The 23645-nt window shown below is 42.4% G+C and carries 20 protein-coding genes, 1 tRNA gene and 1 pseudogene; 13 read left to right on the forward strand and 9 right to left on the reverse strand.

Going from position 1 to position 23645, the window contains the following annotated elements; all coding sequences use genetic code 11:
* From F0249_RS17995 to F0249_RS18005, 3 genes are all read left to right on the forward strand, one after another.
* On the forward strand, positions 1 to 165 hold a 165-nt coding region (locus tag F0249_RS17995; RefSeq protein ID WP_171757390.1), incomplete at its 5' end, for an IMP dehydrogenase.
* Between the two features lie 280 nt (positions 166 to 445).
* Positions 446 to 868: a bacteriohemerythrin gene (locus F0249_RS18000; RefSeq protein ID WP_017053590.1), complete on the forward strand. Its 423-nt coding sequence runs from the start codon at positions 446 to 448 to the stop codon at positions 866 to 868.
* Positions 869 to 1033: 165 nt separating this feature from the next.
* The gene (locus tag F0249_RS18005; protein WP_113799733.1) at positions 1034 to 1627 is read left to right on the forward strand and encodes a hypothetical protein; all 594 of its coding nucleotides are present in this window, start codon (positions 1034 to 1036) and stop codon (positions 1625 to 1627) included.
* A gap of 109 nt (positions 1628 to 1736) precedes the next feature.
* Here F0249_RS18005 and F0249_RS18010 read toward each other — a convergent pair whose 3' ends face one another.
* Entirely contained in the window at positions 1737 to 2381 is a 645-nt protein-coding gene (locus tag F0249_RS18010; RefSeq protein ID WP_171757391.1) for an HAD family phosphatase, read from the reverse strand.
* Between the two features lie 128 nt (positions 2382 to 2509).
* Between F0249_RS18010 and F0249_RS18015 the strand changes: the two genes are divergently transcribed.
* A complete protein-coding gene (locus F0249_RS18015) occupies positions 2510 to 3160 on the forward strand; it encodes a class I SAM-dependent methyltransferase (RefSeq protein ID WP_171757392.1) in 651 nt (216 codons plus the stop codon).
* On the opposite strand, the gene F0249_RS18020 is transcribed toward F0249_RS18015, so the two are convergent.
* Positions 3117 to 3518: a PPC domain-containing DNA-binding protein gene (locus tag F0249_RS18020; RefSeq protein ID WP_017053594.1), complete on the reverse strand. Its 402-nt coding sequence runs from the start codon at positions 3516 to 3518 to the stop codon at positions 3117 to 3119. The two genes, F0249_RS18015 and F0249_RS18020, sit on opposite strands and share 44 nt — an antisense overlap.
* A gap of 101 nt (positions 3519 to 3619) precedes the next feature.
* Positions 3620 to 4546: a DMT family transporter gene (locus tag F0249_RS18025; RefSeq protein WP_171757393.1), complete on the reverse strand. Its 927-nt coding sequence runs from the start codon at positions 4544 to 4546 to the stop codon at positions 3620 to 3622.
* 169 nt (positions 4547 to 4715) lie between these two features.
* On the opposite strand from F0249_RS18025, the gene F0249_RS18030 reads away from it, so the two are divergent.
* Positions 4716 to 5171: an Lrp/AsnC family transcriptional regulator gene (locus F0249_RS18030; RefSeq protein WP_017053596.1), complete on the forward strand. Its 456-nt coding sequence runs from the start codon at positions 4716 to 4718 to the stop codon at positions 5169 to 5171.
* 176 nt (positions 5172 to 5347) lie between these two features.
* Here F0249_RS18030 and F0249_RS18035 read toward each other — a convergent pair.
* Positions 5348 to 5438: transfer RNA gene (locus F0249_RS18035), tRNA-Ser, on the reverse strand.
* Between the two features lie 330 nt (positions 5439 to 5768).
* On the opposite strand from F0249_RS18035, the gene F0249_RS18040 reads away from it, so the two are divergent.
* Positions 5769 to 6446: a MaoC family dehydratase gene (locus F0249_RS18040; RefSeq protein WP_136995294.1), complete on the forward strand. Its 678-nt coding sequence runs from the start codon at positions 5769 to 5771 to the stop codon at positions 6444 to 6446.
* Positions 6447 to 6496: 50 nt separating this feature from the next.
* Here F0249_RS18040 and F0249_RS18045 read toward each other — a convergent pair whose 3' ends face one another.
* Complete coding sequence (locus F0249_RS18045) at positions 6497 to 7315, reverse strand: phosphate ABC transporter substrate-binding protein (RefSeq protein WP_017053598.1); 819 nt, start codon at positions 7313 to 7315, stop codon at positions 6497 to 6499.
* Between the two features lie 175 nt (positions 7316 to 7490).
* Between F0249_RS18045 and F0249_RS18050 the strand changes: the two genes are divergently transcribed.
* Positions 7491 to 7841: a DUF3024 domain-containing protein gene (locus F0249_RS18050; protein ID WP_171757394.1), complete on the forward strand. Its 351-nt coding sequence runs from the start codon at positions 7491 to 7493 to the stop codon at positions 7839 to 7841.
* Positions 7842 to 7852: 11 nt separating this feature from the next.
* On the opposite strand, the gene F0249_RS18055 is transcribed toward F0249_RS18050, so the two are convergent.
* Positions 7853 to 8659, reverse strand: coding sequence for an AraC family transcriptional regulator (locus F0249_RS18055; RefSeq protein ID WP_171757395.1), 807 nt, complete (start codon positions 8657 to 8659; stop codon positions 7853 to 7855).
* A 116-nt stretch (positions 8660 to 8775) separates the two neighbouring features.
* On the reverse strand, positions 8776 to 10773 hold the full coding sequence (gene rnb / locus F0249_RS18060) for an exoribonuclease II (protein ID WP_171757396.1): 1998 nt from the start codon (positions 10771 to 10773) through the stop codon (positions 8776 to 8778).
* 317 nt (positions 10774 to 11090) lie between these two features.
* On the opposite strand from rnb, the pseudogene F0249_RS18065 reads away from it, so the two are divergent.
* A pseudogene (locus F0249_RS18065) lies at positions 11091 to 13120 on the forward strand (DEAD/DEAH box helicase).
* A 67-nt stretch (positions 13121 to 13187) separates the two neighbouring features.
* Here F0249_RS18065 and F0249_RS18070 read toward each other — a convergent pair.
* Positions 13188 to 14807 (reverse strand): putative bifunctional diguanylate cyclase/phosphodiesterase, encoded by a 1620-nt coding sequence (locus F0249_RS18070; RefSeq protein ID WP_367613442.1) that lies wholly within the window; start codon positions 14805 to 14807, stop codon positions 13188 to 13190.
* A gap of 318 nt (positions 14808 to 15125) precedes the next feature.
* On the opposite strand from F0249_RS18070, the gene F0249_RS18075 reads away from it, so the two are divergent.
* On the forward strand, positions 15126 to 16319 hold the full coding sequence (locus tag F0249_RS18075) for an acetate/propionate family kinase (protein ID WP_171757398.1): 1194 nt from the start codon (positions 15126 to 15128) through the stop codon (positions 16317 to 16319).
* Between the two features lie 179 nt (positions 16320 to 16498).
* Here the strand turns inward: F0249_RS18075 and F0249_RS20275 are convergent, their stop codons facing one another.
* A complete protein-coding gene (locus F0249_RS20275) occupies positions 16499 to 16741 on the reverse strand; it encodes a DUF6363 domain-containing protein (protein ID WP_367613443.1) in 243 nt (80 codons plus the stop codon).
* A 91-nt stretch (positions 16742 to 16832) separates the two neighbouring features.
* On the opposite strand from F0249_RS20275, the gene F0249_RS18080 reads away from it, so the two are divergent.
* The 4 genes from F0249_RS18080 (at position 16833) to F0249_RS18095 (ending at position 23620) form a co-directional block, all read left to right on the forward strand.
* Entirely contained in the window at positions 16833 to 17297 is a 465-nt protein-coding gene (locus F0249_RS18080) for a hypothetical protein (protein WP_171757399.1), read from the forward strand.
* A 161-nt stretch (positions 17298 to 17458) separates the two neighbouring features.
* Positions 17459 to 18772 (forward strand): TolC family protein, encoded by a 1314-nt coding sequence (locus tag F0249_RS18085; RefSeq protein ID WP_367613444.1) that lies wholly within the window; start codon positions 17459 to 17461, stop codon positions 18770 to 18772.
* 13 nt (positions 18773 to 18785) lie between these two features.
* Positions 18786 to 20492, forward strand: a complete 1707-nt coding sequence (locus F0249_RS18090; protein WP_171757401.1) for an efflux RND transporter periplasmic adaptor subunit — start codon at positions 18786 to 18788, stop codon at positions 20490 to 20492.
* The gene (locus F0249_RS18095; protein WP_171757402.1) at positions 20489 to 23620 is read left to right on the forward strand and encodes an efflux RND transporter permease subunit; all 3132 of its coding nucleotides are present in this window, start codon (positions 20489 to 20491) and stop codon (positions 23618 to 23620) included. The genes F0249_RS18090 and F0249_RS18095 overlap by 4 nt, the downstream gene beginning before the upstream one ends.
* Positions 23621 to 23645: the final 25 nt, after the last annotated feature.

The raw sequence follows: 23645 nt of genomic DNA on the forward strand, positions 1-23645 counted from the left end.
TTACTTCCGTTCCGTGGTTCTGTTCATGATACGATTTCTGACATCCTTGGTGGCGTACGTTCAACGTGCACATACGTAGGCGCAGCAAAGCTTAAAGAGCTAAGCAAGCGTACGACTTTCATTCGTGTGCAAGAGCAAGAGAACAACGTCTTCGGTAAAGAGTAGCGTTTAAAATACTTGTTTAAATTTTTAAGAATTGAGTCACTTTTTAGTGGCTCTTTTTTTATGCTTAAAAATCGTAAATGGCGACAAAGTGGCGACAGTTCAAAAAGTTTTTGAAATTAGGGTATAAAATATGCCACCAATTTACCGTATGCCGCTTGTTTACGTTCCAAAAGTGTTCGCTTATTGGTACGATATACGGAGTGACATGAAGAGATAGATTACAACACGAACATCTTTTCATGGTCCTGTGTTATTAATGACAAATTGCGGTAGGGTAGGAATGCATACTTACAATTGGCTAGATAGCTATGATCTTGGTATCGAAGTTATAGATTTGCAACATAAGAATTTGCTCGCGATGATTAATAAGTTATTGGTTAATCAAAACGAATCGAGAGGCATAATGCAGCGTTTGATCAACGAAGTTATCGCTTATGCGGAATATCATTTCATAAGTGAAGAGAACCTTATGGTGCTTTCTCGTTATGACGGCTATGAAAAACATACTAATGTTCATAATATGTTACTTAAGCAGCTTAAAAATCAATGCTCTCAATTTATCAATAACCATTGTGAGTTGAAGACGGTAATACTCTTCATGGCAAATTGGCTTATTGAGCACATTATGGCAGAAGAGAACGATCGTGATTTTGCTAAATATTTATTGGCATCAAACGAATATCGCTATCTAATAAAAATCTAAAGGTTTTGATGGAACTGTTGGGTTGATTGGCCTGATTGTTGGGCTTCTTTTCACTATAAAGCTATCTTCAAGCCTATGGTTGGTATATGGTTTACGCCGCTAGCTTTTCCTAGAAAGCTAGCCGTCTAAATAAAGAGTAAACTAGAACAAAGGACCATAACCATCATGCGCGATCTTACGCCACAGCAAGAAGCCGCTCTTGCTATTTTCAAAACAAATCTTCATCTCCCTCATGGCGGTTTCCACTCATTAATCATTGAGCTTTGTAAAGAGTATCAATTACCCTTTCAAACAGTTCGCTCGGTGCTGATGAAGGTGCAACGAGCAACAGAGCGTAGGATCTATGATGAGTTTGACACTGTTGCTGAAGATGATCTTAGCCAAGAGAACTGGCGAGAAGCTATCAAGATAGAACTCATTGAATTAGCTCAAGACAATCAACCCGTCATGAATAATCTGCTTGGTAACGAACATTACCTTAAAGCAAAAGCAGCGATTGAATTACCGATCAGCAGTGAAGATGAACGTGACATAATCTTAGAAGATTTAATGTTGGCGTATGAAAAAGAGGTGTTTAAGCCACTTTTAGCGATGTTGCATACAACATCACTCTACTGGGAATTAATGTTGGCAGAAGAGCTTCACATGATGACAGAAGCTTGTCGTCAGAAATTTATCGAATATCCGCAACATATTGAAGCTGCAAAGTTTCTGTTCGACTTGGATTCGAAAGTACGAGCTCAAACTCTTAGAGCTTGATTCAAGGGGCTGGCACATTCCCCCACATCGACTCAAATGCGAGTGAGGGAGTGTAATTAACCAGCGATTGAACTCGAACTTAAATGTTATTGCTACTGCTATCGTATGTTTACTCTTTTAATGACGCTAATACATGCGAGAGCGAAGGCAAAATGCAGTGCCCCAGAGCCAATACTTCTTCGCAAGGCTCAACCAAGTCTGGTATTTGATAAGCGATCATATTGGCAGAGATAGCAGAACGAACTCCGTTATTGGAATCTTCAAATGCTAAACACAATTCAGGTTGTACTTGTAGGCGATTGGCCGCAAGCAGATAGATTTCTGGATCTGGTTTACCTTTGCTGACTTCGCAACCCGTGGTTAAGCTATCCACATACTGATCTAACCCGGCGAGCCGAAGTTTAATTTCAGCAATGTCTTTTTGGGTTGAGGTGGCGACAGCAATAGGGTATTTATTTTCCTTCAACCATTCGAGTAGCTCAATCACGCCATTTTTTATTGGAATTGCTTGGTGTTTAACTATCGCACCGTAGCGTTCACGCCATTCTGCATTAAGTCGTTCATAAGACTCCCCATAAGCGTTGCGAAAAATGACTTCAATTCCTGCTGAATTACGGCCGATGATAGAAAGGTAGACATCATCATAAAATGGAAGATTTTGGACTTCACAGGCTTGTTTAAAGACTCTCATGCAGACACGTTCTGTATCGAGGAGGAGTCCATCCATGTCGAAAATAGCGGCTTGAAATTTCATTGGTATGACTTTAACGGGTAAATAAGAGGTGGGATTGTTACATACTTCTCGATATGCGACCATTAATTAATACTCGTCAATTTTTCTATTGAATAGATCAAAACGCGACGAATAAAGCGGATAAGATTATGCACCTTTTGGACCGATTAGAGATCTATTTGTTTCATCGTACTCGTTTGAAAAAATGGCGAGGAAGAAACGCAAAAATATTAGGATGGTCAGATGAAACTGCTCAGAGTAAACGCTTTCAAGCTATTGCCACGGCGACGAATTTTAATGATCGGAGCGTTTTAGATCTGGGATGTGGGTTCGGTGATTTGTTTCGTTATCTTGATGAGATATACACTCTCGATTCATACACAGGGATAGATCAGCATCGCCCATTTATTCAAACCACGAAAAAGAGGTTTGCTCAACACCATCTCGATCCGAGCACCAAAACAGCAAGTCACTTTATATGGGGTGATTTTAGCCAGATGACCCTTAAGCCGCATGATATTGTTGTCGCTTCTGGCTCGTTAAATTATCGTTCGCGTAATGACGATTACTTATCTTCAGTCATAAATCAGATGTATCAAGCTGCGGACAAAGTACTTATTTTCAACCTTTTAAATGCAGATGTTTTCCCACCTCAGCCATTACTTGTGAGCTATAACAAACAGGCTATTTATCGTTACTGCAAACTTCAGTGTGATGATGTGTCATTAATCGATGACTATGCTGAAGAGGACTTTACTATTGTGATGAGGAAACCAACAGTTCAGTGTAACCTGTACTAGCGTCGTGTTCTCGCGAAAACATCAGATCAGGGTAGTGGTGAACGATAAGTTCTGCGGTGTGCGAAACAATAGTGCCTTCTAATAGGTGCCCACCCCATACCTTTCCTTCGCTGTCGGCAACGGATATGTGAATGTGCTGGTGGTTTGGCGTGAGCGTGCCAGTCAAAGATACAATCTCGAAAGGCGCACAGACATTCAACGTATTATCTGCGTTAGCCAGTCGAATATTTAACTGTGAAATGCACCCTGCACAAGAAGCAATAGAGCCTGCACTGATTTTGTTGTCTAGTACGAGTTCAGCTATAGCTTGTTTCAAATCTCGACCTTGAGTGAGGCGAATAGCGATAGGAGTGATCATAATTTGCTCCGAGAGCCTTACAAAAAAGATAATGTAACGTAGTCGACTTTCCCCCACAATCGAAATAATCCCCGCTTGAATCAGAGGCGATTGAAATCAGTCTATTGCTCACGTGTGGGAGGGCGATATTGAAGCGAAGCGTCATTTTTAAGGAATACGTTACTCGCGATAATACTGCCAACACAGATAAATCCTAGTGCCGCCCATGTGGTCAAGTCTGGAACTTCATCGAAAATAGGTATAGCCAGCAGAGTAGCGACTGCCGGAGTTGCGGATCCAAAGGCTGCTGAGCGTTCTGCCCCCAACTTGTTGATAGCATATAAATAGGTAAATGCTGCAAGTAAGCCGGCCCCTAAGCCCTGTAGCATCAAATGCCCAGCGAGCTCTTGCCATGGCCAAGAGTTAAACGGTATAGATGTTAAGTGGCTATCGAGCGTGCCAGTGCTCACCAGTGCAAACAAAGCGATCACGGATAACAATGAAATTAGCCCTGCGCTTACGAGAGCATCTAAGTTAGCCACACGAGCGCAAATGGTAAACATCGCCCACATCATACTTCCCATTAGAAACAGTAGGTGCCCAGTCAGTTGGTTTCCATCATACTCAGCTAAGCTACTCGTTAAAAATAACAGGATCCCTAGAAACACAAATGCAAGACCTAACTTTCTATGTTGGCTAAGAGGTTGCTTAAATAAAACAACCGCAATTGCAGAAACAAAAAGCGGAAGCGTCCCCGGGACTAAAGCACTGGCATGGGCAACAGGAACGAAGTGCATGGCTGTACTTGCAATGAGTAGATAGGGTAGGCCACATCCAATAAACATTCCTATCAAATAACGCAGAGGAACCTTCATTATCTCGATTCTCGCTTTTACCACTAAAGGAAGTAATATCAAAGCAGGTAACGCAAATCGCATCATTGCAATATCTGCCGGAGTAAGATTTGAATTCGCTCCTCCTTTTAGTGACAAAAAGAAACCAGACCAAAGTAAAAGAGTCGCAATGATTGCAGGGTAGCCGTAATTCATATGATGTTATTATCTTTTTAGGTGGATGTTGGAATTATGTATCAATTTTACGGGTGGAATTTGGCAAACTTGCAGTTATAGTAAGGTGTAAATGGTGGGTTCCGCTAAGAGGTGGACTAGTTTTAATGGTTTCCACTCAATTTTCTATAAACATGAAAGGAAAGTGCGCGTGGATAGGATTGATCGTCATTTGTTGCATCTACTTCAAAGTGATGGACGTTTAACGACGGCTGAACTTGCCGATCTGGTGGGGTTGTCTGCTTCACCGTGCGCGAGACGCTTGAAAAGGTTAGAAGAGCAGGGCGTGATCAACGGATACAGAGCAACTTTAGATAGGAAGTCCGTTGGAATCGCGATGACTGTGTTTGTCGAAGTGAGTTTGAATAACCATCAAGAGAGCTCTATTGATGAATTTGAACATGCCATTGTGGATATGGAAGAAGTAGTGAACTGTCATGTTGTCTCGGGAGCTTATGACTATTTGCTAGAGGTGGTGAGTAAAGATCTTGTGGGCTACGAAGCGTTTACGAGGAAATTACAGCGTTTAACCAATGTAAAAGATATCCATACTCACCTGGCTATACGGCAAGTAAAAGGCAATGGTTCGTTACCAGTGTTTGTATAACTAGAATAAGGAGGAAGTGAATTGCCGTCCGCTGTGTAGTACTACAGAAATAGATCGGTGGAATAATTTAAACTGAATTCAAGAAAAGGGAGTGGTGTCGATTATTCTTGGTGATTAGTTACGTGTCTTGCAGATATAAAAAAAGCCTTTGATAATCAAAGGCTTTTTTCGAAATGTGGTGGAGGGATAGGGATTTGAACCCTAGAACCGCTATTAACGGTTGCCGGTTTTCAAGACCGGTGCTTTCGACCACTCAGCCATCCCTCCGTTTCGTGGCGTATAATATGTATTGGCACGAACCTTGTAAAGAAAAAAATGAAGAAAATTATTTATTTGCTGTTATTTTAGCCGTTAGATGCATTAAGGCTGATTTTTATGGTGCTTGCCTATTTTATTCATCATATCAATGGTTTTTTGAGTAAATGCTCCGCTTGGTGAAATCTAATAAAATAATGTTTTATTGGCAAGCTATTGAAATTATTGGTTTTATGATGTTAAGAGTACGCGTGTTAGCTCGAAAGTGTTTGCACGAAACTGTGAAGTGTTTCAAAATTAAAGAGTAATAGTTAGTGTTCTTGGGTGAGACTGAGGTTTTTTATGAAAGTCGCAAATATTTTTAAACATCGTGGAGAGAGCTGGTCTGCACAGCACTCTGAATTCATGCAATGGATGTCCCCTGCATTACGTGAGTACTGGGGAGAGTTTCTGAATAAAACTCAAAACAGTCATTTTTTCTCATGGGTGAGAGATCATCAGCTACCTGCTGTTAATGAAGAAGCTCCGGCTCCTGAGCCTATTGAGTTAAAACCAGAAGCCCAAGAAGTATATGATCAACTATTAACTCAGGTTGGTGAAGTTATCCATGTGGGTAACTGGTTGCCAGTGGACCAAAACCGTATTAATCAGTTTGGTCAGATAACTGAAGATAATCAGTGGATCCATACGGATCCAGAAAAAGCAGCGACAGATTCACCATTTAAAACCACTATTGCACACGGCTTTCTCACTTTAGCGTTACTCCCTAAGCTGACTGATAGTGTAGACGAATCAAATTCAATGTTCCCAACGGCAAAAATGGTCGTAAACATAGGGTTGAATCAAGTACGTTTTCCATATCCGGTAAAATCTGGAAATAATGTTCGAGCGAAGAGCACACTACTAAAAGTGACACCGATTAAAAAAGGTCTTGAGATTGAACGTGAAATTCGCGTTGAGATTGAAGGAATTCGTAGACCTGGTTGTGTAGTGACCTCAGTGATTCAATTGCACTTCTAAACCGTGATGTTTTGAATAAAAAAAGAGAGAGCATTTGCTCTCTCTTTTTGTTAATGCTTAACAGGAGTGTATCCATACTCTTTGATTAACGCCTGTCCGCGAGGCGACTTTATGAACTCAATAAATTGAGAGGACTCTTTCGTTAATGAGTCTTTTTTATGTAATAACAAAAAAGGTCGCGATAGTCCGTAATGGGCCTTTGCGATGTTCTGAGAAGTAGGCTTAACACCTGCAAAGTTGATCGTTTTTACGGATTGATCAATGGACCCTTTTGAAATAAAACCAATCGCGTGCGGGTTATGGTTAACGATTGTTTTAACCATACTGTTGCTGTTCACGACTAAATTGTTTGGATTTATATCAGATACTAAACGATGGTTGACGATTTTTGTTAAACCTAAAAGGCTCTCAAAACTGTATCTTGAACCGGATGAAGGCTCACGAGTGACCACTGCAATTGGCTTATTCTCCCCACCGACTTCTTTCCAATTTGTAATTTTTCCTTTGTAAATATCGTATAACTGCTCCCTGGTAAGATTGCCAATCGAGTTAGTACGATTCACGACCAATGCAAGCCCATCATAAGCAATGGGAAACACGTCCATATCCGCTTCTTGTTCACGTTCGGTAAGGTAACGGGAGCTCATCCCAATATCGGTGACCTCTTTTTTAACCATTGTAATTCCAGCAGTCGAACCAATCCCTTGAACCGCGATATAAGAATCTGGGTGGCTTGCGTTATATTTCTCGGCAAGTACGTCCATCAATCGTGCAACAGACGTTGATCCTGATATATTCGTTTCTTGTGCAAACGCATTAGAAGTGAGTAGGCAAGCAGACAGGAGAGTGGCAATTGCAACTCGTAACATAAATAACTCCATATGGTATGTTTAAGCTCACAGCATCATATGAGGTTCTGGTTACAGTTTTGTGAATAGGATAAATGGTATTATAAAGATTGAGAGCCTAGACTTGTGCTAGGGAGGTCTACTTGGGTTCTTATTCACCGCTTCAAGAAATGTTTTATTGCCTAAGGAGGTTTGAATGGCAGTTATTGAGATGGATAAGCATCGGCTCGAACGAAGTGCGACACAACTCTGTCATGAGCGTAATAGTAATCATCCTGTGGAGTTAGGGAAGTCTCTATTTGAAACATGTGAGAATGGAGTACAGTTCTCTAAAGCGCATTACTTACTCGACTCTAGCCACTGTGAATATATAAGTTCTGTTGCCAAAATTGAATTTGATAACCAAACCCGAAGGTGGTCTATTTTTGTTCCACAGCATAGTGGAGAAACACTGATATGGATCCCTTACCCTTATTTGCCTTCAAGTACTGACTTGGTGGCAGTGTTGAAAGAGATAGAAAGGGATCCTAAAGCTTATATTTGGTAAACCGTGTAGGGTTAGGCCTCTACGGCTGCTTTTGCCCTAAACTCTTTTGGGGTGCATTCTTGTAAGCTCTTGAATACAGTACTAAAGTGGGCTGCGCTTTTAAAGCCAGAATCATACGCAATTTGAGTGATCGATTTTGAACAGTTTCTTAGTTGGTTAGAGGCGTGATTAATTCTCTTTATTTTGAGTAAATTTGAAAATGAAAGCTCTTCGGCTGCGAGCCTGCGTTTTAATGTGGCCGTTGACATTCCAATATGTAAAGCAAGAGAATCAAGTGAGATATCATTCTCTATATTGTTGTCTATGTAGTTGATGACCTTTTGAGTGACAGTGAGCTCTGAAGCCGTGACCACAGTACTGAATAGTGATGGGTACTTCTCTAACATCATCGCGAGAAGCGCAAACGCGATATGTGATTGAGCAAATCTATTAAATGAAGCACTGTTGTGAGTATCGATCAAAAAAGTGAGTAGTTTATAAATTTTTGTGTCGGATTGATCGAACTTGTACAGTTTATTAGAGTTAGAGATAAAGTTGATATCATCATAATGTTGCCTAAACTCTTGAAATAGACTGATATCAAAATTGATTGATTCTGCGACGAAGTTGTCTCCATTTATCTCTTTATTCGCACTATAAAACTCCCCCGAGCTGTATAGCACAAATTCCCCAGCCTCAAGTTTCCCTTTCTTCCCGTTTGGGTAGCTAAAATGCATTGTTCCTTGTCTGACGATAAAAATGCCATTTCTGGGCGCGGGGTAACGCTCCGTTTTCCTTTGTTCTAAATTTGATAACTTTATGATATCGATGATGGGCATTGATTACCTCAAATGCAGACCTAAGCCGCGATTGTCAATATAAAACAGATTTTGCGTTTAATTGTGACAAAAAAAGGCGCTCATAATGTGAGCGCCTATCTAAGAGGTTGAATTAATTATGCTTTAGTTTCATCAGTCTCTGAGGGCTGCTCTGCAAAAACTTGAGTTGGTTTTGCGACCAGGTTTCTATTCTCTAGGTTGACTTCTGTTAAAACAACTTCTAATTCGTCACCTGTTCTATATACCACTTCTTTATCAATACAAATAGTACCGTCGTCACTATTACAGCTAATTCTTTCTTTATTATCAATAATAAGAGAGCCAGGTATGAAAGCGGCGGCTCCATTTTCGATAAGGCGGATTCTCATGCCTGCTCGGTTAATGTCAAAAATTTCTGCTTTGAAACGCGTTTCCTTAGCTGGCTCATCACATAAAGTACGTGCATATAGCCAATCACCCACATTTCGCTCTGCCATATTATGATGGCGACGGTGTAACGCTAGCTCTTCACCGACCGACTCATCTGCCGTCTGTATTGGGTCTTTACCTAGAATGTGCGCTTTCAACATTCGATGGTTGATCATGTCACCATATTTACGTATTGGTGATGTCCACGTCGCGTAAATGTCTAGGCCCATGGCATAGTGAGGAAGAGGTTGATTGCCAATTTCACTGTATGCTTGGTACTTACGGATACGGTTATCGTAATAGTTGGTGTCTAACGTGCCTAACCAACGACGTAAGCTTGCAAATCCTTCTAATGTTGTTATCGATTCTTCTGTGTATGCGTCTTCAGATTGAGGATTGACTAGCTCTAATACATCCTTTAGCTTTTCCGGCTTGAAACCAGCATGAGTGTTAAATACGCCATTGCCAAAAGTGTTCTTAAGGATAGTCCCCGCACAAATATTGGCGGTGATCATCGACTCTTCAACTAATCGATTTGCAGAGCGACGCATATCGGCATGAATCGCAATCACATCGTTGTCTTCACTCAATTCAAAGCGGTAATCCGGGCGATCTGGGAATACGACAGCATTGTTCTTACGCCAATCTGCACGTGCAAGTGAGAAATCATAAAGATCTTTAACAACGGTAGCGATTTGCTCTTCAGGTTGCCATTCCTCTGATTTCCCGTTTTCAAGCCAGTTCGATACATGATCATATACAAGACGAGCATGAGATTTGATGTTCGCAGCGAAGAATTTGATATCGTCACCGATAACGCCATCTTTACTTACCGTGACGGTACAACAGAGGGCAGGGCGAATTTCGTTCTCGATCAGTGAACATAAGTCATCAGCAAGATCGCGCGGTAACATCGGGATATTACGACCAGGTAAGTAGATAGTGAAGCCGCGTTCACGGGCAACTTTATCCATCTCATCTTCTGGTGATATATAGGCGGTTGGATCGGCGATCGCAATAGTCAGTTCAAAATCGCCAGATTCTGTTTTCTTTGCGTATAGCGCATCATCCATATCTTTAGTAGAAGCACCATCGATGGTCACTAAAGGCAAATCGGTGAGGTCAACGCGTTCTAGATCGGCATCATCATTGACTTGCCAGTTGTCGATACCTTCAGGCTCGCTATTTGGAAGATCATTCTGTGCAAGAGTGACCCACCATGGTGCGATTTTATCATCCGCATCTGTGATTTTTTCTGAAATTTCAGCTAGGAAGTTATCGTTTCCCTTTAAAGGGTGATGAATAAGGTGAGCAACGACCCAGTCGCCTTCTTTCAATAGTTCAGGATTCAGCCCTTTCTTTGCTTTTGCTTTTAATTGAAGCTTTTTCAGCTGAGGGTGATCTGGAATTAAGTTTAAACGCCCTTTGAATAGTTTCACGCGAGCAATGAAACGTGTCAGTCTTTGCTCTATTAGTTCTTCAGGCTCTGCAACTTCACGCTCTTTCTCGGTACGAATGATCGCAACAACTTTGTCGCCATGAGTACACTTTTTCATATATGGCGGCGGAATAAAAAAGCTTGTTTTGCTGTCGACTTCTAAAAAGCCGAAACCTTTTTCTGTTGCTTTAATTGTCCCCTCTTTTTTAGGAAGGGTCTCTTGGATTTGCTGCTTTAGCTGAGCTAATAGAGGATTATCTTGAAACATACTGTCTTTTTTCAAACGAATGTGATTAAGCACACTATAATCATTGCGAGGAATGATTACTACTTAAAGCAAGCTTGGGAGATGAATAAAGTAGAGCTTAGATTTCATACAAAGCTAGGCTGATGTCTAAATATTCGACTAAATATGTCGAATAGATGATCACTTTATTCGTTAATGAGAAAAAATTGTGATGTATTTCAATTTTTTCTGGCTTTTTTTATGCGTTTAAGGAATAATCCGCCTCCCTTAGACGTCCCTAATGGCTTGATGCGTTTTTATTACTGTTTCGCAACTGAACGGAATCAGTATCTGATTGGATCAGTATTGAATTGGTAGAGCACCTGGGACCTTTTGTTTTAATTTATATAGTGGGATCCCAATGTCCGAATCTGTAATTCAATTTAATGAATTAGCTCTTAACGAAAATGTCCTTTCAGCTCTAAACAGCATGGGTTTCGTTTCTCCTACACCAATCCAAGCGGCTGCTATTCCTCTTCTTCTAGAAGGCCGTGATGCGTTAGGTAAAGCACAAACAGGTACTGGTAAAACAGCTGCATTCTCTTTACCAATCCTTAACAAAATTAATCTTAACCAACACAAACCACAAGCAATCATCATGGCTCCTACTCGTGAGCTAGCGATTCAAGTTGCTGCAGAAATCAAAAACCTTGGCCGTGACATTAAAGGTCTTAAAGTTCTTGAAATCTACGGTGGTGCTTCAATTGTTGACCAAATGCGTGCTCTAAGCCGCGGTGCTCACATTGTTGTTGGTACTCCAGGTCGTGTTAAAGACTTACTAACTCGTGACCGTCTACACCTAGATGAAGCGCATACATTTGTTCTTGATGAAGCAGATGAAATGCTAAAAATGGGTTTCGTTGATGACGTTACTTGGATTTTAGAGCAAGCTCCTGAATCAGCACAGCGCGTACTATTCTCTGCAACTATGCCTCCAATGGTTAAAACTATTGTTGACCGTTACCTACGTAACCCTGCTCGAGTTGACGTTGCTGGTACAAACCACACTGTTGATAAAGTGGCGCAAAACTACTGGGTAGTGAAAGGCGTAGAGAAAGATGAAGCAATGGCTCGTCTTCTTGAAACTGAAGAAACTGATGCATCAATCGTATTCGTTCGTACTCGTCAAGATACTGAACGTCTAGCGGATTGGTTATCTGCTCGTGGCTTTAAAGCTGCAGCACTACACGGCGATATTCCTCAGTCTCTACGTGAGCGTACTGTTGATCATATCAAAAAAGGTGTTATCGATATCCTAGTTGCAACTGACGTTGTCGCTCGTGGTCTTGATGTTCCGCGTATTACTCACGTATTCAACTACGATATTCCATTCGATGTTGAATCTTACATCCACCGTATTGGTCGTACTGGCCGTGCTGGACGTAAAGGTAAAGCGATTCTTCTTGTTCGCACAAACCAAATTCGTATGCTTCGCACTATCGAACGTGTTACTAAATCACAAATGGAAGAGATTCAACTTCCAGAACGTGATGCAGTTGCAGCGTCTCGTCTTGCTAAGCTAGGTACTGAGCTTGAAGCTGATAAAGAAAGCACTGCACTAGTAAACTTTGTTGAACTAGTAGAGAAACTACAAGCGTCTCTTGAAATTGATTCAACAACGCTTGCTGCAATGCTTCTTAAGCGTCAACAAGGTAAACAGCCATTGTTCTACACTGGCCCAGATCCTATGATTGCTGCAATCGAGCGTGATAAAAACCGCCGTAAAGAGCGTCGTGACAATCCACGTGATAGCCGTGATGGCGGACGTGACGGTGGTCGTGACTTCGGTGGCAACACTGCTGATTGGGATACTTACCAATTACAAGTTGGCCGTGAGCAAGGCGTTCAAGTTAAAGATATCGTTGGCGCACTAGCAAACGAACTTGGCTTAACTAAAGGTTCTATCGGTGCTATCAAGCTAGACCAAGGTCAAACTTACGTTCAGCTTCCTAAAGCAATGAACTCTGACACTGCTGGTAAACTACGCAAACTACGCATCCGTCAAAAAGATGTGGGTGCTGTTGTTGTAGATTTCACTGACTTCAGTCGTCCTCCTCGCCGTGATGGCGGTCAACGTCGCGATGGCGGTGGTCAACGTCGTGATGGCGGCGGTTACCGTGGTAATCGTGAAGGTGGTAATGGCGGAAACCGTGAAGGCGGCGGCTACCGTGGTAACCGTGAAGGTGGTTCATCTTCTCGTGATGGCGAACGTCGTTTTGACCGTAACCGTGGTGGTGACAACCGTGGTAACTACCGTGGCGAACGTGGTCATGGAAATTCAGGCAATGGTGGTGCTGGTCACCGCGGTCGCCGCAATAACGAAGGTTAATTTAACCTGAGTAAGAAAAACCGAGCCTAGTGCTCGGTTTTTTTGTATTTAAAAGAAGGGCTTTCAATTAATTGCTTTTTACTGCGGTCGATAAGGTTTTGCCATATTCCGCTTCCGCATTGTGCTGTTGTGACCAGTTAATCGCATCTTGAATGGATAGTGCTGCGGAATAGTAGTGTCCTTGAATATAGTCGCATTTGAATGCGGTCAGTAAATGTAAGGTATCTGGATGTTCTATCCCTTCAGCAACCACGCTGTAACCAAGACCATGAGCAAGTGCAATCGTATTAACAACGATAGACTGGTTACGTTTATTTGTTATGATCTTTTGTATAAAGGAGCGATCTATTTTAATTTGATCGATGGGTAAATCTTTTAGTAGTGAAAGTGATGAATAGCCTGTGCCAAAATCATCTAGACTAATGCTAAAACCAAGTTCTTTTATTTGAGAAATAATAAGTTCTAAATTCGCCATTTTACTTATTGCCGTACTCTCCGTTATTTCTAAAACTAAATATTGGGCAATCGTTGGTGTACGTTGAACAAGGTCGGTTAATAGTTTGGTGATTGTATTACCTAGTACGTCTTTACCCGATAAATTGACATTAACTGGGTAATACAGCCCTTGATTTTGAAATTTGATAATATCTAATTCAACTTGCTTTAATACCCACTGGGTAATTTGAGTGATCTTGTTACTTTGTTCTGCAATATGAATAAAAACTGAAGAATTTATTTGTTCGCCATTAGGTTGATTCCAACGGATTAAGGCTTCGTAACTGGCTACTAGCCCAGTTTCTGTTGAAATGATTGGCTGGTAAAATAGAACGAACTCATCATGATCTAAAGCAAGCTGCAATTGGCTGGCGATCTGCAGCTTACGTTTAGCGCCATGACTCATTTCGGCTGTGTAGTTTGAAAGTAGTTTTCCTGCCTGTTTTGCATGGTACATTGCGATGTCTGCATGATTGATGAGAGTATCTGGAGTCTCGCCATCTTTAGGATATTGGCTTGCCCCAAATACCGCACTTGAGGCGATTTCAAAACCATCAATACTGAAAGGGCGACGCAAATTCATATCAATTAAATTGATTAAAGTTAAAATTTCATTGTGTGACATTTTATTGATCACAAGGACAAATTCATCTCCACCTATCCTTGCCATGAAATCATCATCAGAAAGTAGTTCAGAAATTCGTTGGCCTATTTTAATCAGTAACCTATCGCCACAAGCATGTCCCATCGCATCGTTCACTTGTTTAAAGTTGACCACATCGAGCAGTAACGTGGTAAACCCTGTTTGTACTTTAATCTTCCTATTAATTGTTTCCATGCAGTATTGTCGATTTGGCAAAGAGGTCAGAGAGTCGTGTAGTGCATTAAATCGCTCGCGCTCGACTAAAGAATCAAGTTCTTTGATCGTTGTCGAACTGAAGTGGATGACCATCACTACAAAAATGCTGCCGCCGAAAAGAATAAGTGAAAGTCCGGTGATGAGTAGGGTGGGAGCTTGATTTAGTAAACTGTACAAGAACAGAGAGTAGCCAATGATAAATGCTCTGATCAAATTACAGAGTAGATTCCAACCATGTTGATTGGTGGTCTCTTTTATCTGTTGTGCAGGTGTTAGTGCCCAAATCAAAAGAGCGATCCCAATAGTAACCAGTAACATAGAAAAAAAGGGCAAAGTTATACTCCATCCTAATTAAAAGCAGATTAGCAGCCATTTTTCGTTAAAATTTAATCTTGTTATAAAGTTGTTAGTTGCAACATTAGTTTAGGTGGGGAATTCAAAAAAATCTGCAAGATTCAACTATATGAATCAGGTTAATTATATTTTTAAGCTCGAATAAAATGGAAAGTTGTCCTAGATCAACAAAAAAGCGTTTCGCATGCCGTTCTCTCTAAAAGAAAGTTGAAAGATTAAAAAATTATTGAATAATGGATTCATACAAACATGAAGCAATTGCTTCACAATTCAGTCTAAAACAGGGTGCATATACAAATGTCTAATTCGTTTGTTCTGGTTATAAACTCAGGTAGTTCGTCTCTGAAATTTGCCGTTATTGATTCAGCTTCGGGTGATGCTGTATTAAGTGGACTTGGTGAGTGTTTCGGGCTAGAAGGTGCTCGCATGAACTGGAAATTCCAAGGTGAAAAATTTGAATTCGCTATTCAAGGCACAGAGAATCACCATCAACTTGCAGTCGCAAAATTAGTTGAGTTAGTAAAAGAGTACAAATTAATTGAAGATGTTGTTGCTGTAGGCCACCGAGTGGTTCACGGCGGTGAGAAGTTTACTAAAACCGTTCGTTTAGATGAGTCTATTGTTGCAGACGTAGAAGCTCTAAGTGATTTAGCCCCTCTACATAACCTTGCTCATGCAATTGGTATGCGTGCTTCTATGGCTGCATTCCCAGAGCTCCCTCAGTTTGCTGTGTTTGATACTGCTTTCCACCAAACTATGCCTGCAAAAGCGTACACTGGTGCTATTGCGAAAGAGCTTTACACAGATTTCGGTATTCGTCGTTACGGTTTCCACGGTACTAGCCACTACTACGTAAGCCGTGAAGCAGCAAAAATGCTTAATAAACCAGTTGAAGAGAGCAGCTTTGTTTCTGTTCACCTAGGTAATGGTGCTTCTGTTTGTGCAATTAAAGATGGTCAAAGTGTTGATACCAGCATGGGCTTCACTCCTCTGTCTGGTCTAATGATGGGAACTCGCTGTGGTGATTTAGACCCAGGCATCATTGAGTACTTGATGAAGAAAGGCTGGTCTCAAGAGAAAGTCTTTGAAGCGTTGAACAAGAAATCTGGTTTCTTAGGCGTGTCTGGTTTAACAAGTGACGCTCGTGGCATTCTTGAAGCGATGGAAGAAGGTCATGAAGGCGCTAAGCTTGCATTCCAAGTATTCACTTACCGTGTAGCAAAATACATTGCTTCTTACATGGTCGCTTTGGATTCTATTGATGGCATCATCTTCACAGGTGGCATTGGTGAGAACTCACTGCCAATTCGTCGTGAAATTCTTAATAGCCTTAAATTACTAGGCTTTACAGAAGATGAGAAAGGCAACGAAGCGGCTCGATTCGGTGCGGCTGGTATCGTCGGCAAGTCTGAGATGCTAGGTGCTGTCGCAATGGTGATTCCAACCAACGAAGAATTCGTGATTGCTCAACAATCGATTGAATTGCTGTAATAGAGCTTAAAAAATGATAGTGAAAAGCGAGCCTAGTGCTCGTTTTTTTTGTTTTGGACGTTCAAGTACATAATGATAGCGCTAGACGGTTTTTGACCAAATGCGTCATTATCGTATCGGTATAAGTTTCCCATCAATGATCTCATTCTCAATCATCTGAGCGATGGTTACCGAATTACTCAATTTATCCCTAAAGCTGAAATGGATGCATTTTTAGCCGCCCTTAGACCCATCTGATACCCAGCTTCAAGTTTGTTGTTATTTGTCGTTAATCTTCCTACAGCAAAGTTATCATCTGGAGTTATAACATTAATGGTGCAATCTTGAGGTGGGTTATTAATAAACGCTAAGGTTTGGTTGTAATGGTAGGCTCGGTTGATCATTGCTTCAGCGAGATGAGGTTGCCTTTCATTTATGGCAATCGAGACTTTCTATTGAGTAATTTGTGATAAAGCATTGACCTTACCCTAGGGGGAATGTTTAAAATCCACTTATTACTCTGATAGGTATGATATGAAACACTCACTTAAACACATATGGATCACGATGTTCAGTATCTTTGCGATGCTGATGTCTAACTATGTGTCGAGTGCGCCAGTCATGACGATGAGTGATATGAAAAGCCAAGCGATGACCACGCTTGTTCAACCTACGCACCATGCTCAAACGCGAACAAGTACCGAAACTACCTCAACCAATCATCACACCAATCCGATTAAAACAAATTGTCATTCGATGAGTAGCAATACTCCGACAGTTGATGCAGGCGCAGAAGCATCTTCAACCATGATGCATTGCGGAGATTCAGAATCGAATGTTGATGATTGCTGTGTGTCGGTCTGTTCGAGTGTGTCTTATCCCATCGATCCGTCTTATGGCGTTAAAATCGTGTCATCATCTCTGGCACTACACCATACTTTCAAGATTGGTGATAAAGTGACGCGTATCCAAGGCTTGCTCCGCCCACCTTCCGCTTAATTCAATATCAGTACATTTAGCTCTCAAGTCTAACCATTACTTTGCTTGGTTACTTGGGGTATCCATAACACTATATCGTGGATAACATAGTGAATATTGAATTTTATAGATTAGGTTTACCTAAAACCTGCTGCTTAACGATCGTCGTTGCTGTATCTGCAATTCCGGCTATTTCTAATGCGGCAACACAAACGGTTTCGCCATCTAAAGTTGTATCAACTAAGCAACTCAATTGGCTGATTGAGACGGCATTGGCTAATGATCCCCGTCGGTCGCAATATGCAGCGCAGTCACAAGCCATTCGAGCATCAGGCATTGCCAGTGCTACCTTAATGGATCCAAAACTTAAAGTCGGATTTGGTGGTTTGCCTGTTGAATCGTTTAAGTTTGATGATGATCCAATGACCAATATCTCAGTTGGGTTGATGCAGCAGTTTGAACGCGGGTCGACTCTCGAACTCAAACAACGTAAAGCCAACCAGCAGGCTGACGGTGCCGCTTATCAAATCCAAGTACGTGAACGTGATGTGGCAAATAACGTCACTCAGCTATGGTTAGAGCTGGGTTACCTCCAGCATGTTGAAGTTTTGGTTAAAGAGATTCGAAGTCTGATGGCAGAGATGGAGCAGTATGTCCAAACCAACTATTCTATTGGAAAAAGCGAAGCTCAAGACCTACTGAATACTCAGCTCCAGGTGAGCAAGCTTGATGAAAAACTTCACTCAAATCAGCAAATGCAAGCCAGAGTGATGGCCCAACTTTCAGAATGGTTAGGAGCGGATTGGCTGAGTGCAGAAACGTCAAAGCAAGCGAGCTTCCAGTTAAATTGGCAACGTTTGAGTTCAACCTTAAAGGCTCATCCTACTAATAATCAGTATTACGCTTTGCTTAATGCCCACCCAATGGCTCGAATGGCAGACGCAAATATCTCGGCAATTCGTACTCAAGTTGAGGTTGCGGAACAGGCTTATCGTCCTCAATTTGGTGTGGAAGTGATGTATGCCTATCGCCAAGCTGACAACATGATGGGCGATCCCGCTTCTGATTTACTTAGCGCCTATTTCACGATGGACATCCCTTTGTTCACCGATAATCGACAAGATAAGAACCTTTCCTCAGCTCAGTATCAAGTCGGGGCTGCCCAATATCAGAAGGATACTCTTCTCGCTCAGTTGAACGCACAAGTCAATACACTCGTGACCGATAGAGTGAACTTAGAGGAACGAATCAAGCGTTATCAAGACCGTCTATTGCCACAAGTCACTGATCGAATCGAAGCCGTTGAGCGAGGTTATCAAAATAATACAGCTCAGTTTGGTGATGTGATTACAGCTTCGACTGATGAATTAGCCTTGAAGATCGAGCTGAGTCGCTTAGTTACCGATTTTAATCAAACCAGTAGCAAGCTTGCTTCTTTACTTGGTGCTTTCGAGTACCAAGTCAGCACGCCAAATACCCAATATCTAGAAGAATAAAAAGGGAAAGAAAATGAAAACGATTAAAGTTGCAAGCATGGCGTTACTCATTGGTGGCGTATTAGGCTACGGCGCAAGCCTCTTTCACTCAGGAATGAACGACAAAATGGCGAGTTCAGAAGACGTTACTGGTAGTGATGAACCGTTATATTGGGCAGCTCCGATGGATCCAAATTACAGACGAGATAAGCCTGGTAAGTCACCGATGGGGATGGACCTTATACCAGTATATGCAGAGGCCCTTAATGGTGAGAATGATAAACCAGGAACAGTGAGGATTGATCCTGCGGTTGAGAATAACCTCGGTGTTAAGACGGCAAGAGTCCAGCGTGAAGTATTAGCCCCTCGTATCGAAACGGTGGGTTATATCGCTTTTGATGACAGTCAATTATGGCAAACCAATGTTCGTGTATCTGGTTGGGTAGAGAAGCTCTTTATTAATGCGGTAGGTGAGAGAGTAAAACAGGGTGAAGTGCTATTTACACTCTACTCGCCTGAATTGGTTAAAGCCCAAGAAGAGCTTATCAGTGCATACAAAACAAACCGAAAAGGCATGGTTAAAGGAGCGACAGAGCGCTTAATTACGTTAGGTGTGGATCGGAACCAAATTAAGTCGATAGTTCGTAAGGGGGAAGCTTCTCAAACCATTGAGGTAAAAGCACCTGCCGATGGTGTTATAGCAAGCTTGAACATTCGAGAAGGGGGTTATCTTTCTCCGGCACAAGCCGTCATTAGTGCTGGGCCATTGGATGAAGTGTGGGTCAACGCGGAAGTTTTCGAGCGTCAATCCCATTGGATTAAGCAGGGCAGCCAAGCGTCAATGAACCTTGATGCATTACCTGGAGGTGAGTGGAGTGGGGAAGTGGATTATGTCTACCCGATCTTAGATCCAAGCACTCGTACTTTACGTGTACGTCTGCGCTTTAGTAATTCAGAAGGTAAGCTAAAACCCAATATGTTTGCAAACGTGGTCCTAAAACCGGTTACTAGCGATGCAGTCTTAACGATTCCTCGTTCATCTGTTATTCGGTCTGGCGGCATGGCCCGAGTGGTGTTAGCGGAAGGGGATGGCAAGTATCGATCTGTACGAATCGAAGTGGGAAGAGAAGCGTCGGACAAAATAGAAGTCTTACAAGGCTTAGCTGCGGGGGACAGCATCGTTACCTCTGCACACTTCATGCTGGATTCAGAGTCTAGCCAGTCTGCGGAATTATCACGCATCAATGGTGTGGAAGTTCCTGCTGAAACGGCTTGGGCAAAAGGGACAATCACCGATGTGATGGCGGGTCATCGCATGCTTACTATCAATCATCAACCTGTACCTGATTGGGACTGGCCCGGAATGGTGATGAACTTTAACGTAGCAGATAGCGTAGCGTTTGATTCATTTGTTGCAGGGCAGCATTTGGAGTTTGAGATGCAAAAGGCCGCATCGGGTCAGTATGAAATAGTCGATTACAAGATCAGTGAATCTTTAATGGCTTCTGAAGTTTGGATTAACGGTGACATTACCATGCTGATGGCTGATTTCGGCATGATCATCCTTAATCATCAACCAGTACCAGAATGGGATTGGGACGCTGGAGAGATGAACTTCTCTGTTGGAGATGAGGTGAATTTAGTTGATTTTGAAGAAGGTCAAAGCGTTCGTTTTTTAGTTGAAAATCAAGGTTCAGAGTATCTATTGAAAGGACTAGAAATAAGCGAGGGTGAACAATGATAAATGCCATCATTCGTTGGTCTATCAGTAACCGATTTTTGGTTCTGGTGGCAACAATCGCACTTATTTTGGGCGGGTTATACAGCGTAAAGAATACTCCTGTCGATGCGATCCCCGATCTTTCTGATGTTCAAGTGATCATAAAAACAAGCTATCCGGGGCAGGCTCCTCAGGTTGTTGAAGACCAAGTCACCTATCCGCTGACGACTGCGATGCTTGCTGTACCTGGTGCCGAGACGGTGCGTGGATACTCATTTTTTGGAGATTCTTACGTCTACATTATCTTCAACGATGATACTGATATGTATTGGGCAAGATCTCGTGTTCTTGAATATCTAAGCCAAGTGGCACCAAAGCTTCCGCCAAGTGCAAAACCAACCTTGGGTCCCGATGCGACAGGTGTCGGTTGGGTATACAGCTATGTGTTACAAGACAAAACGGGACAGCATGACCTTGCGGAACTCCGTAGCTTGCAAGATTGGTTCTTAAAGTATGAGCTTCAAACGGTTGAAGGTGTGTCAGAGGTGGCAACGGTTGGTGGCATGGTTAAGCAGTACCAAGTGAAAATCGACCCGGCTAAATTACGCGCTTATGACCTGACTTTACAACAAGTCAATTTGGCTATTCAAAATGGCAACCAAGAGAGTGGAGCTTCTGTTGTTGAGGTGGCTGAAGCGGAACACATGGTACGCACTACGGGTTATTTGTCTAGCATTGAAGATATTGAAGCGCTGCCGTTAAAAGTCACTCAACAAGGTACAGCTTTGTTACTGGGTGATATTGCTGATATCAACTTTGGACCGCAAATAAGACGTGGTATTTCAGAACTCAATGGCGAGGGAGAAGCTACTGGTGGTGTGATTGTTATGCGATTTGGTGAAAATGCCAGTGAAGTGATTACTAAGGTAAAGGCAAAGCTGTCCGAACTTCAACGAAGTTTACCTGAAGGCGTCGAAATTGTTCCGACTTACGACCGCTCCACATTAATTGATGCTGCCGTTGAGAACCTTTGGAAAAAGTTAGCAGAGGAATTCATGGTGGTTGCGATTGTATGTGCGTTGTTCTTATTCCACATCCGCTCATCATTGGTCATCGCTTTGAGTTTGCCTGTTGGTATCCTTTCGGCGTTCATCGTCATGCATTGGCAAGGTATCAATGCCAACATCATGTCTTTAGGCGGTATTGCTATTGCCATTGGTGCCATGGTAGATGGGGCTATTGTAATGATCGAGAATGTTCACAAGCATATCGAACGAACGCCACTGAACGATAAGAACCGTTGGCAAGTGATAGGTGATGCGGCTCAAGAGGTAGGGGCTCCACTATTTTTTTCTTTGCTGATCATTACGTTAAGCTTTGTACCCGTATTTGCTTTGGAAGGCCAAGAAGGAAAAATGTTCTCACCACTGGCATTTACTAAGACTTATGCAATGGCGGCTTCTGCGGGATTGGCGATTACCTTAGTTCCTGTATTGATGGGTTATTTCATTCGAGGAAACATATTGTCAGAGCATAAGAACCCAATCAATAAAGGGCTGATAGCTCTGTATAAACCGCTACTTAGCCTTAGCCTTAAGTATCCAAAGAGCATAATCCTACTTGCGCTTGCGCTGATGGGCTCAGCTTATTACCCAACCACCCAACTCGGCAGTGAGTTTATTCCACCGCTAGATGAGGGCGATCTTATGTACATGCCAACCACATACACAGGTATATCGATTGGTAAAGCGAGAGAACTACTTCAGCAAACAAATAAGCTGATTATGACAGTACCAGAGGTGAAGACTGCATGGGGCAAGATAGGTCGCGCTGAAACCGCAACCGATCCTGCCCCACTGACCATGATTGAGACTGTTATTCAACTGAAACCAAAAGGCCAATGGCGAGACGGGGTGACTTCAGAGTCTTTACGTAAAGAGTTTGATGATTTAGTTCAGTTTCCAAGTTTAACCAATGCTTGGGTAATGCCAATTAAAACCCGGATCGACATGCTTGCGACTGGCATTAAAACGCCAATCGGTATCAAGATTGCGGGACCTGATCTTAAAATCATTGAGCAGATTGGGTCTGAGCTAGAGCCAATATTGAATAGCATTACAGGCACTGCATCGGTTTATGCAGAGCGTGTTGCTGGTGGCCGTTATGTCACGATTGACATAAACCGCCGAGCTGCGGCTCGTTATGGGCTGAGCATTAAAGAGATCCAACAAGTTGTTTCGACCGCAGTCGGTGGTATGAACATGGGTGAAACGATTGAAGGTCTTGAGCGATACCCAATTAATGTTCGCTACCCGCAAGAATATCGTGATTCGGTTGAAAAACTGCAAAATTTACCCCTGATTACACCAAATGGTGCGCGTATAGCCTTGGCAGACGTAGCCGATATTCGCTATGAAGATGGCCCTCCGATGATAAAGACAGAGAATGCTCGCCCTAATGGTTGGGTGTTTGTGGATATTGATGGTCGAGACCTTGGTTCTTACGTAGAAGATGCGCGGAAAACGGTGGGTGATCAGCTTGATTTACCTGCGGGCTATTCAATTGCTTGGTCAGGTCAATACGAATACATGGAGCGAGCAAAGGAGCGCTTAGGTGTCGTTGTGCCAATCACCATCGCTATCATTATGCTACTCCTTTACCTGAGTTTTAGACGAGTCGGTGAAGTGATGATCATCATGCTCACGTTGCCACTAGCGATGGTTGGAGGGTTGTGGCTAATGCACTACCTTGGCTACAACTTCTCTATTGCTGTTGGTGTGGGTTTCATTGCGCTTGCAGGTGTCGCGGTAGAAATTGGAGTCATTATGCTGGTGTACCTCAACCAAGCTTGGCATTACACCAAACTCGATGCAAAAGAAAAAGGTTTAACACTACAAGAGAGAGACCTAACTCATTCGATTCGAGAGGGGGCAGGACTTCGAGTGCGTCCGGTCATGATGACGGTACTCACCGTCATTATTGGCCTTATTCCAATTATGTATGGTGAAGGTACGGGCTCTGAGGTGATGCAGCGTATTGCAGCTCCTATGATTGGCGGTATGGCATCAGCGTTACTGCTTACTTTACTGGTACTCCCAGCCATCTTTAAGCTTTGGAAGCAACGAGAACTGAGCAAGGTAAACGATTAAAGCTAAGTGGGTAGAAGCCATTGGT

This window comes from Vibrio sp. 03-59-1, from assembly GCF_013114135.1.
Taxonomy (GTDB): domain Bacteria; phylum Pseudomonadota; class Gammaproteobacteria; order Enterobacterales; family Vibrionaceae; genus Vibrio; species Vibrio cortegadensis.

What these genes read in the sequence shown, in the direction of transcription:
- F0249_RS18050 (WP_171757394.1), top strand. Translation starts at nt 7,491, where the DNA reads ATGGCAGTTATTGAGATGGATAAGCATCGGCTCGAACGAAGTGCGACA.
- rnb (WP_171757396.1), bottom strand. Translation starts at nt 10,773, where the DNA reads ATGTTTCAAGATAATCCTCTATTAGCTCAGCTAAAGCAGCAAATCCAA.
- F0249_RS18000 (WP_017053590.1), top strand. Translation starts at nt 446, where the DNA reads ATGCATACTTACAATTGGCTAGATAGCTATGATCTTGGTATCGAAGTT.
- F0249_RS18080 (WP_171757399.1), top strand. Translation starts at nt 16,833, where the DNA reads ATGAAACACTCACTTAAACACATATGGATCACGATGTTCAGTATCTTT.
- F0249_RS18075 (WP_171757398.1), top strand. Translation starts at nt 15,126, where the DNA reads ATGTCTAATTCGTTTGTTCTGGTTATAAACTCAGGTAGTTCGTCTCTG.
- F0249_RS18015 (WP_171757392.1), top strand. Translation starts at nt 2,510, where the DNA reads ATGCACCTTTTGGACCGATTAGAGATCTATTTGTTTCATCGTACTCGT.
- F0249_RS18045 (WP_017053598.1), bottom strand. Translation starts at nt 7,315, where the DNA reads ATGTTACGAGTTGCAATTGCCACTCTCCTGTCTGCTTGCCTACTCACT.
- F0249_RS18025 (WP_171757393.1), bottom strand. Translation starts at nt 4,546, where the DNA reads ATGAATTACGGCTACCCTGCAATCATTGCGACTCTTTTACTTTGGTCT.
- F0249_RS18005 (WP_113799733.1), top strand. Translation starts at nt 1,034, where the DNA reads ATGCGCGATCTTACGCCACAGCAAGAAGCCGCTCTTGCTATTTTCAAA.
- F0249_RS18095 (WP_171757402.1), top strand. Translation starts at nt 20,489, where the DNA reads ATGATAAATGCCATCATTCGTTGGTCTATCAGTAACCGATTTTTGGTT.
- F0249_RS18090 (WP_171757401.1), top strand. Translation starts at nt 18,786, where the DNA reads ATGAAAACGATTAAAGTTGCAAGCATGGCGTTACTCATTGGTGGCGTA.
- F0249_RS18020 (WP_017053594.1), bottom strand. Translation starts at nt 3,518, where the DNA reads ATGATCACTCCTATCGCTATTCGCCTCACTCAAGGTCGAGATTTGAAA.
- F0249_RS18040 (WP_136995294.1), top strand. Translation starts at nt 5,769, where the DNA reads ATGAAAGTCGCAAATATTTTTAAACATCGTGGAGAGAGCTGGTCTGCA.
- F0249_RS18010 (WP_171757391.1), bottom strand. Translation starts at nt 2,381, where the DNA reads ATGAAATTTCAAGCCGCTATTTTCGACATGGATGGACTCCTCCTCGAT.
- F0249_RS18055 (WP_171757395.1), bottom strand. Translation starts at nt 8,659, where the DNA reads ATGCCCATCATCGATATCATAAAGTTATCAAATTTAGAACAAAGGAAA.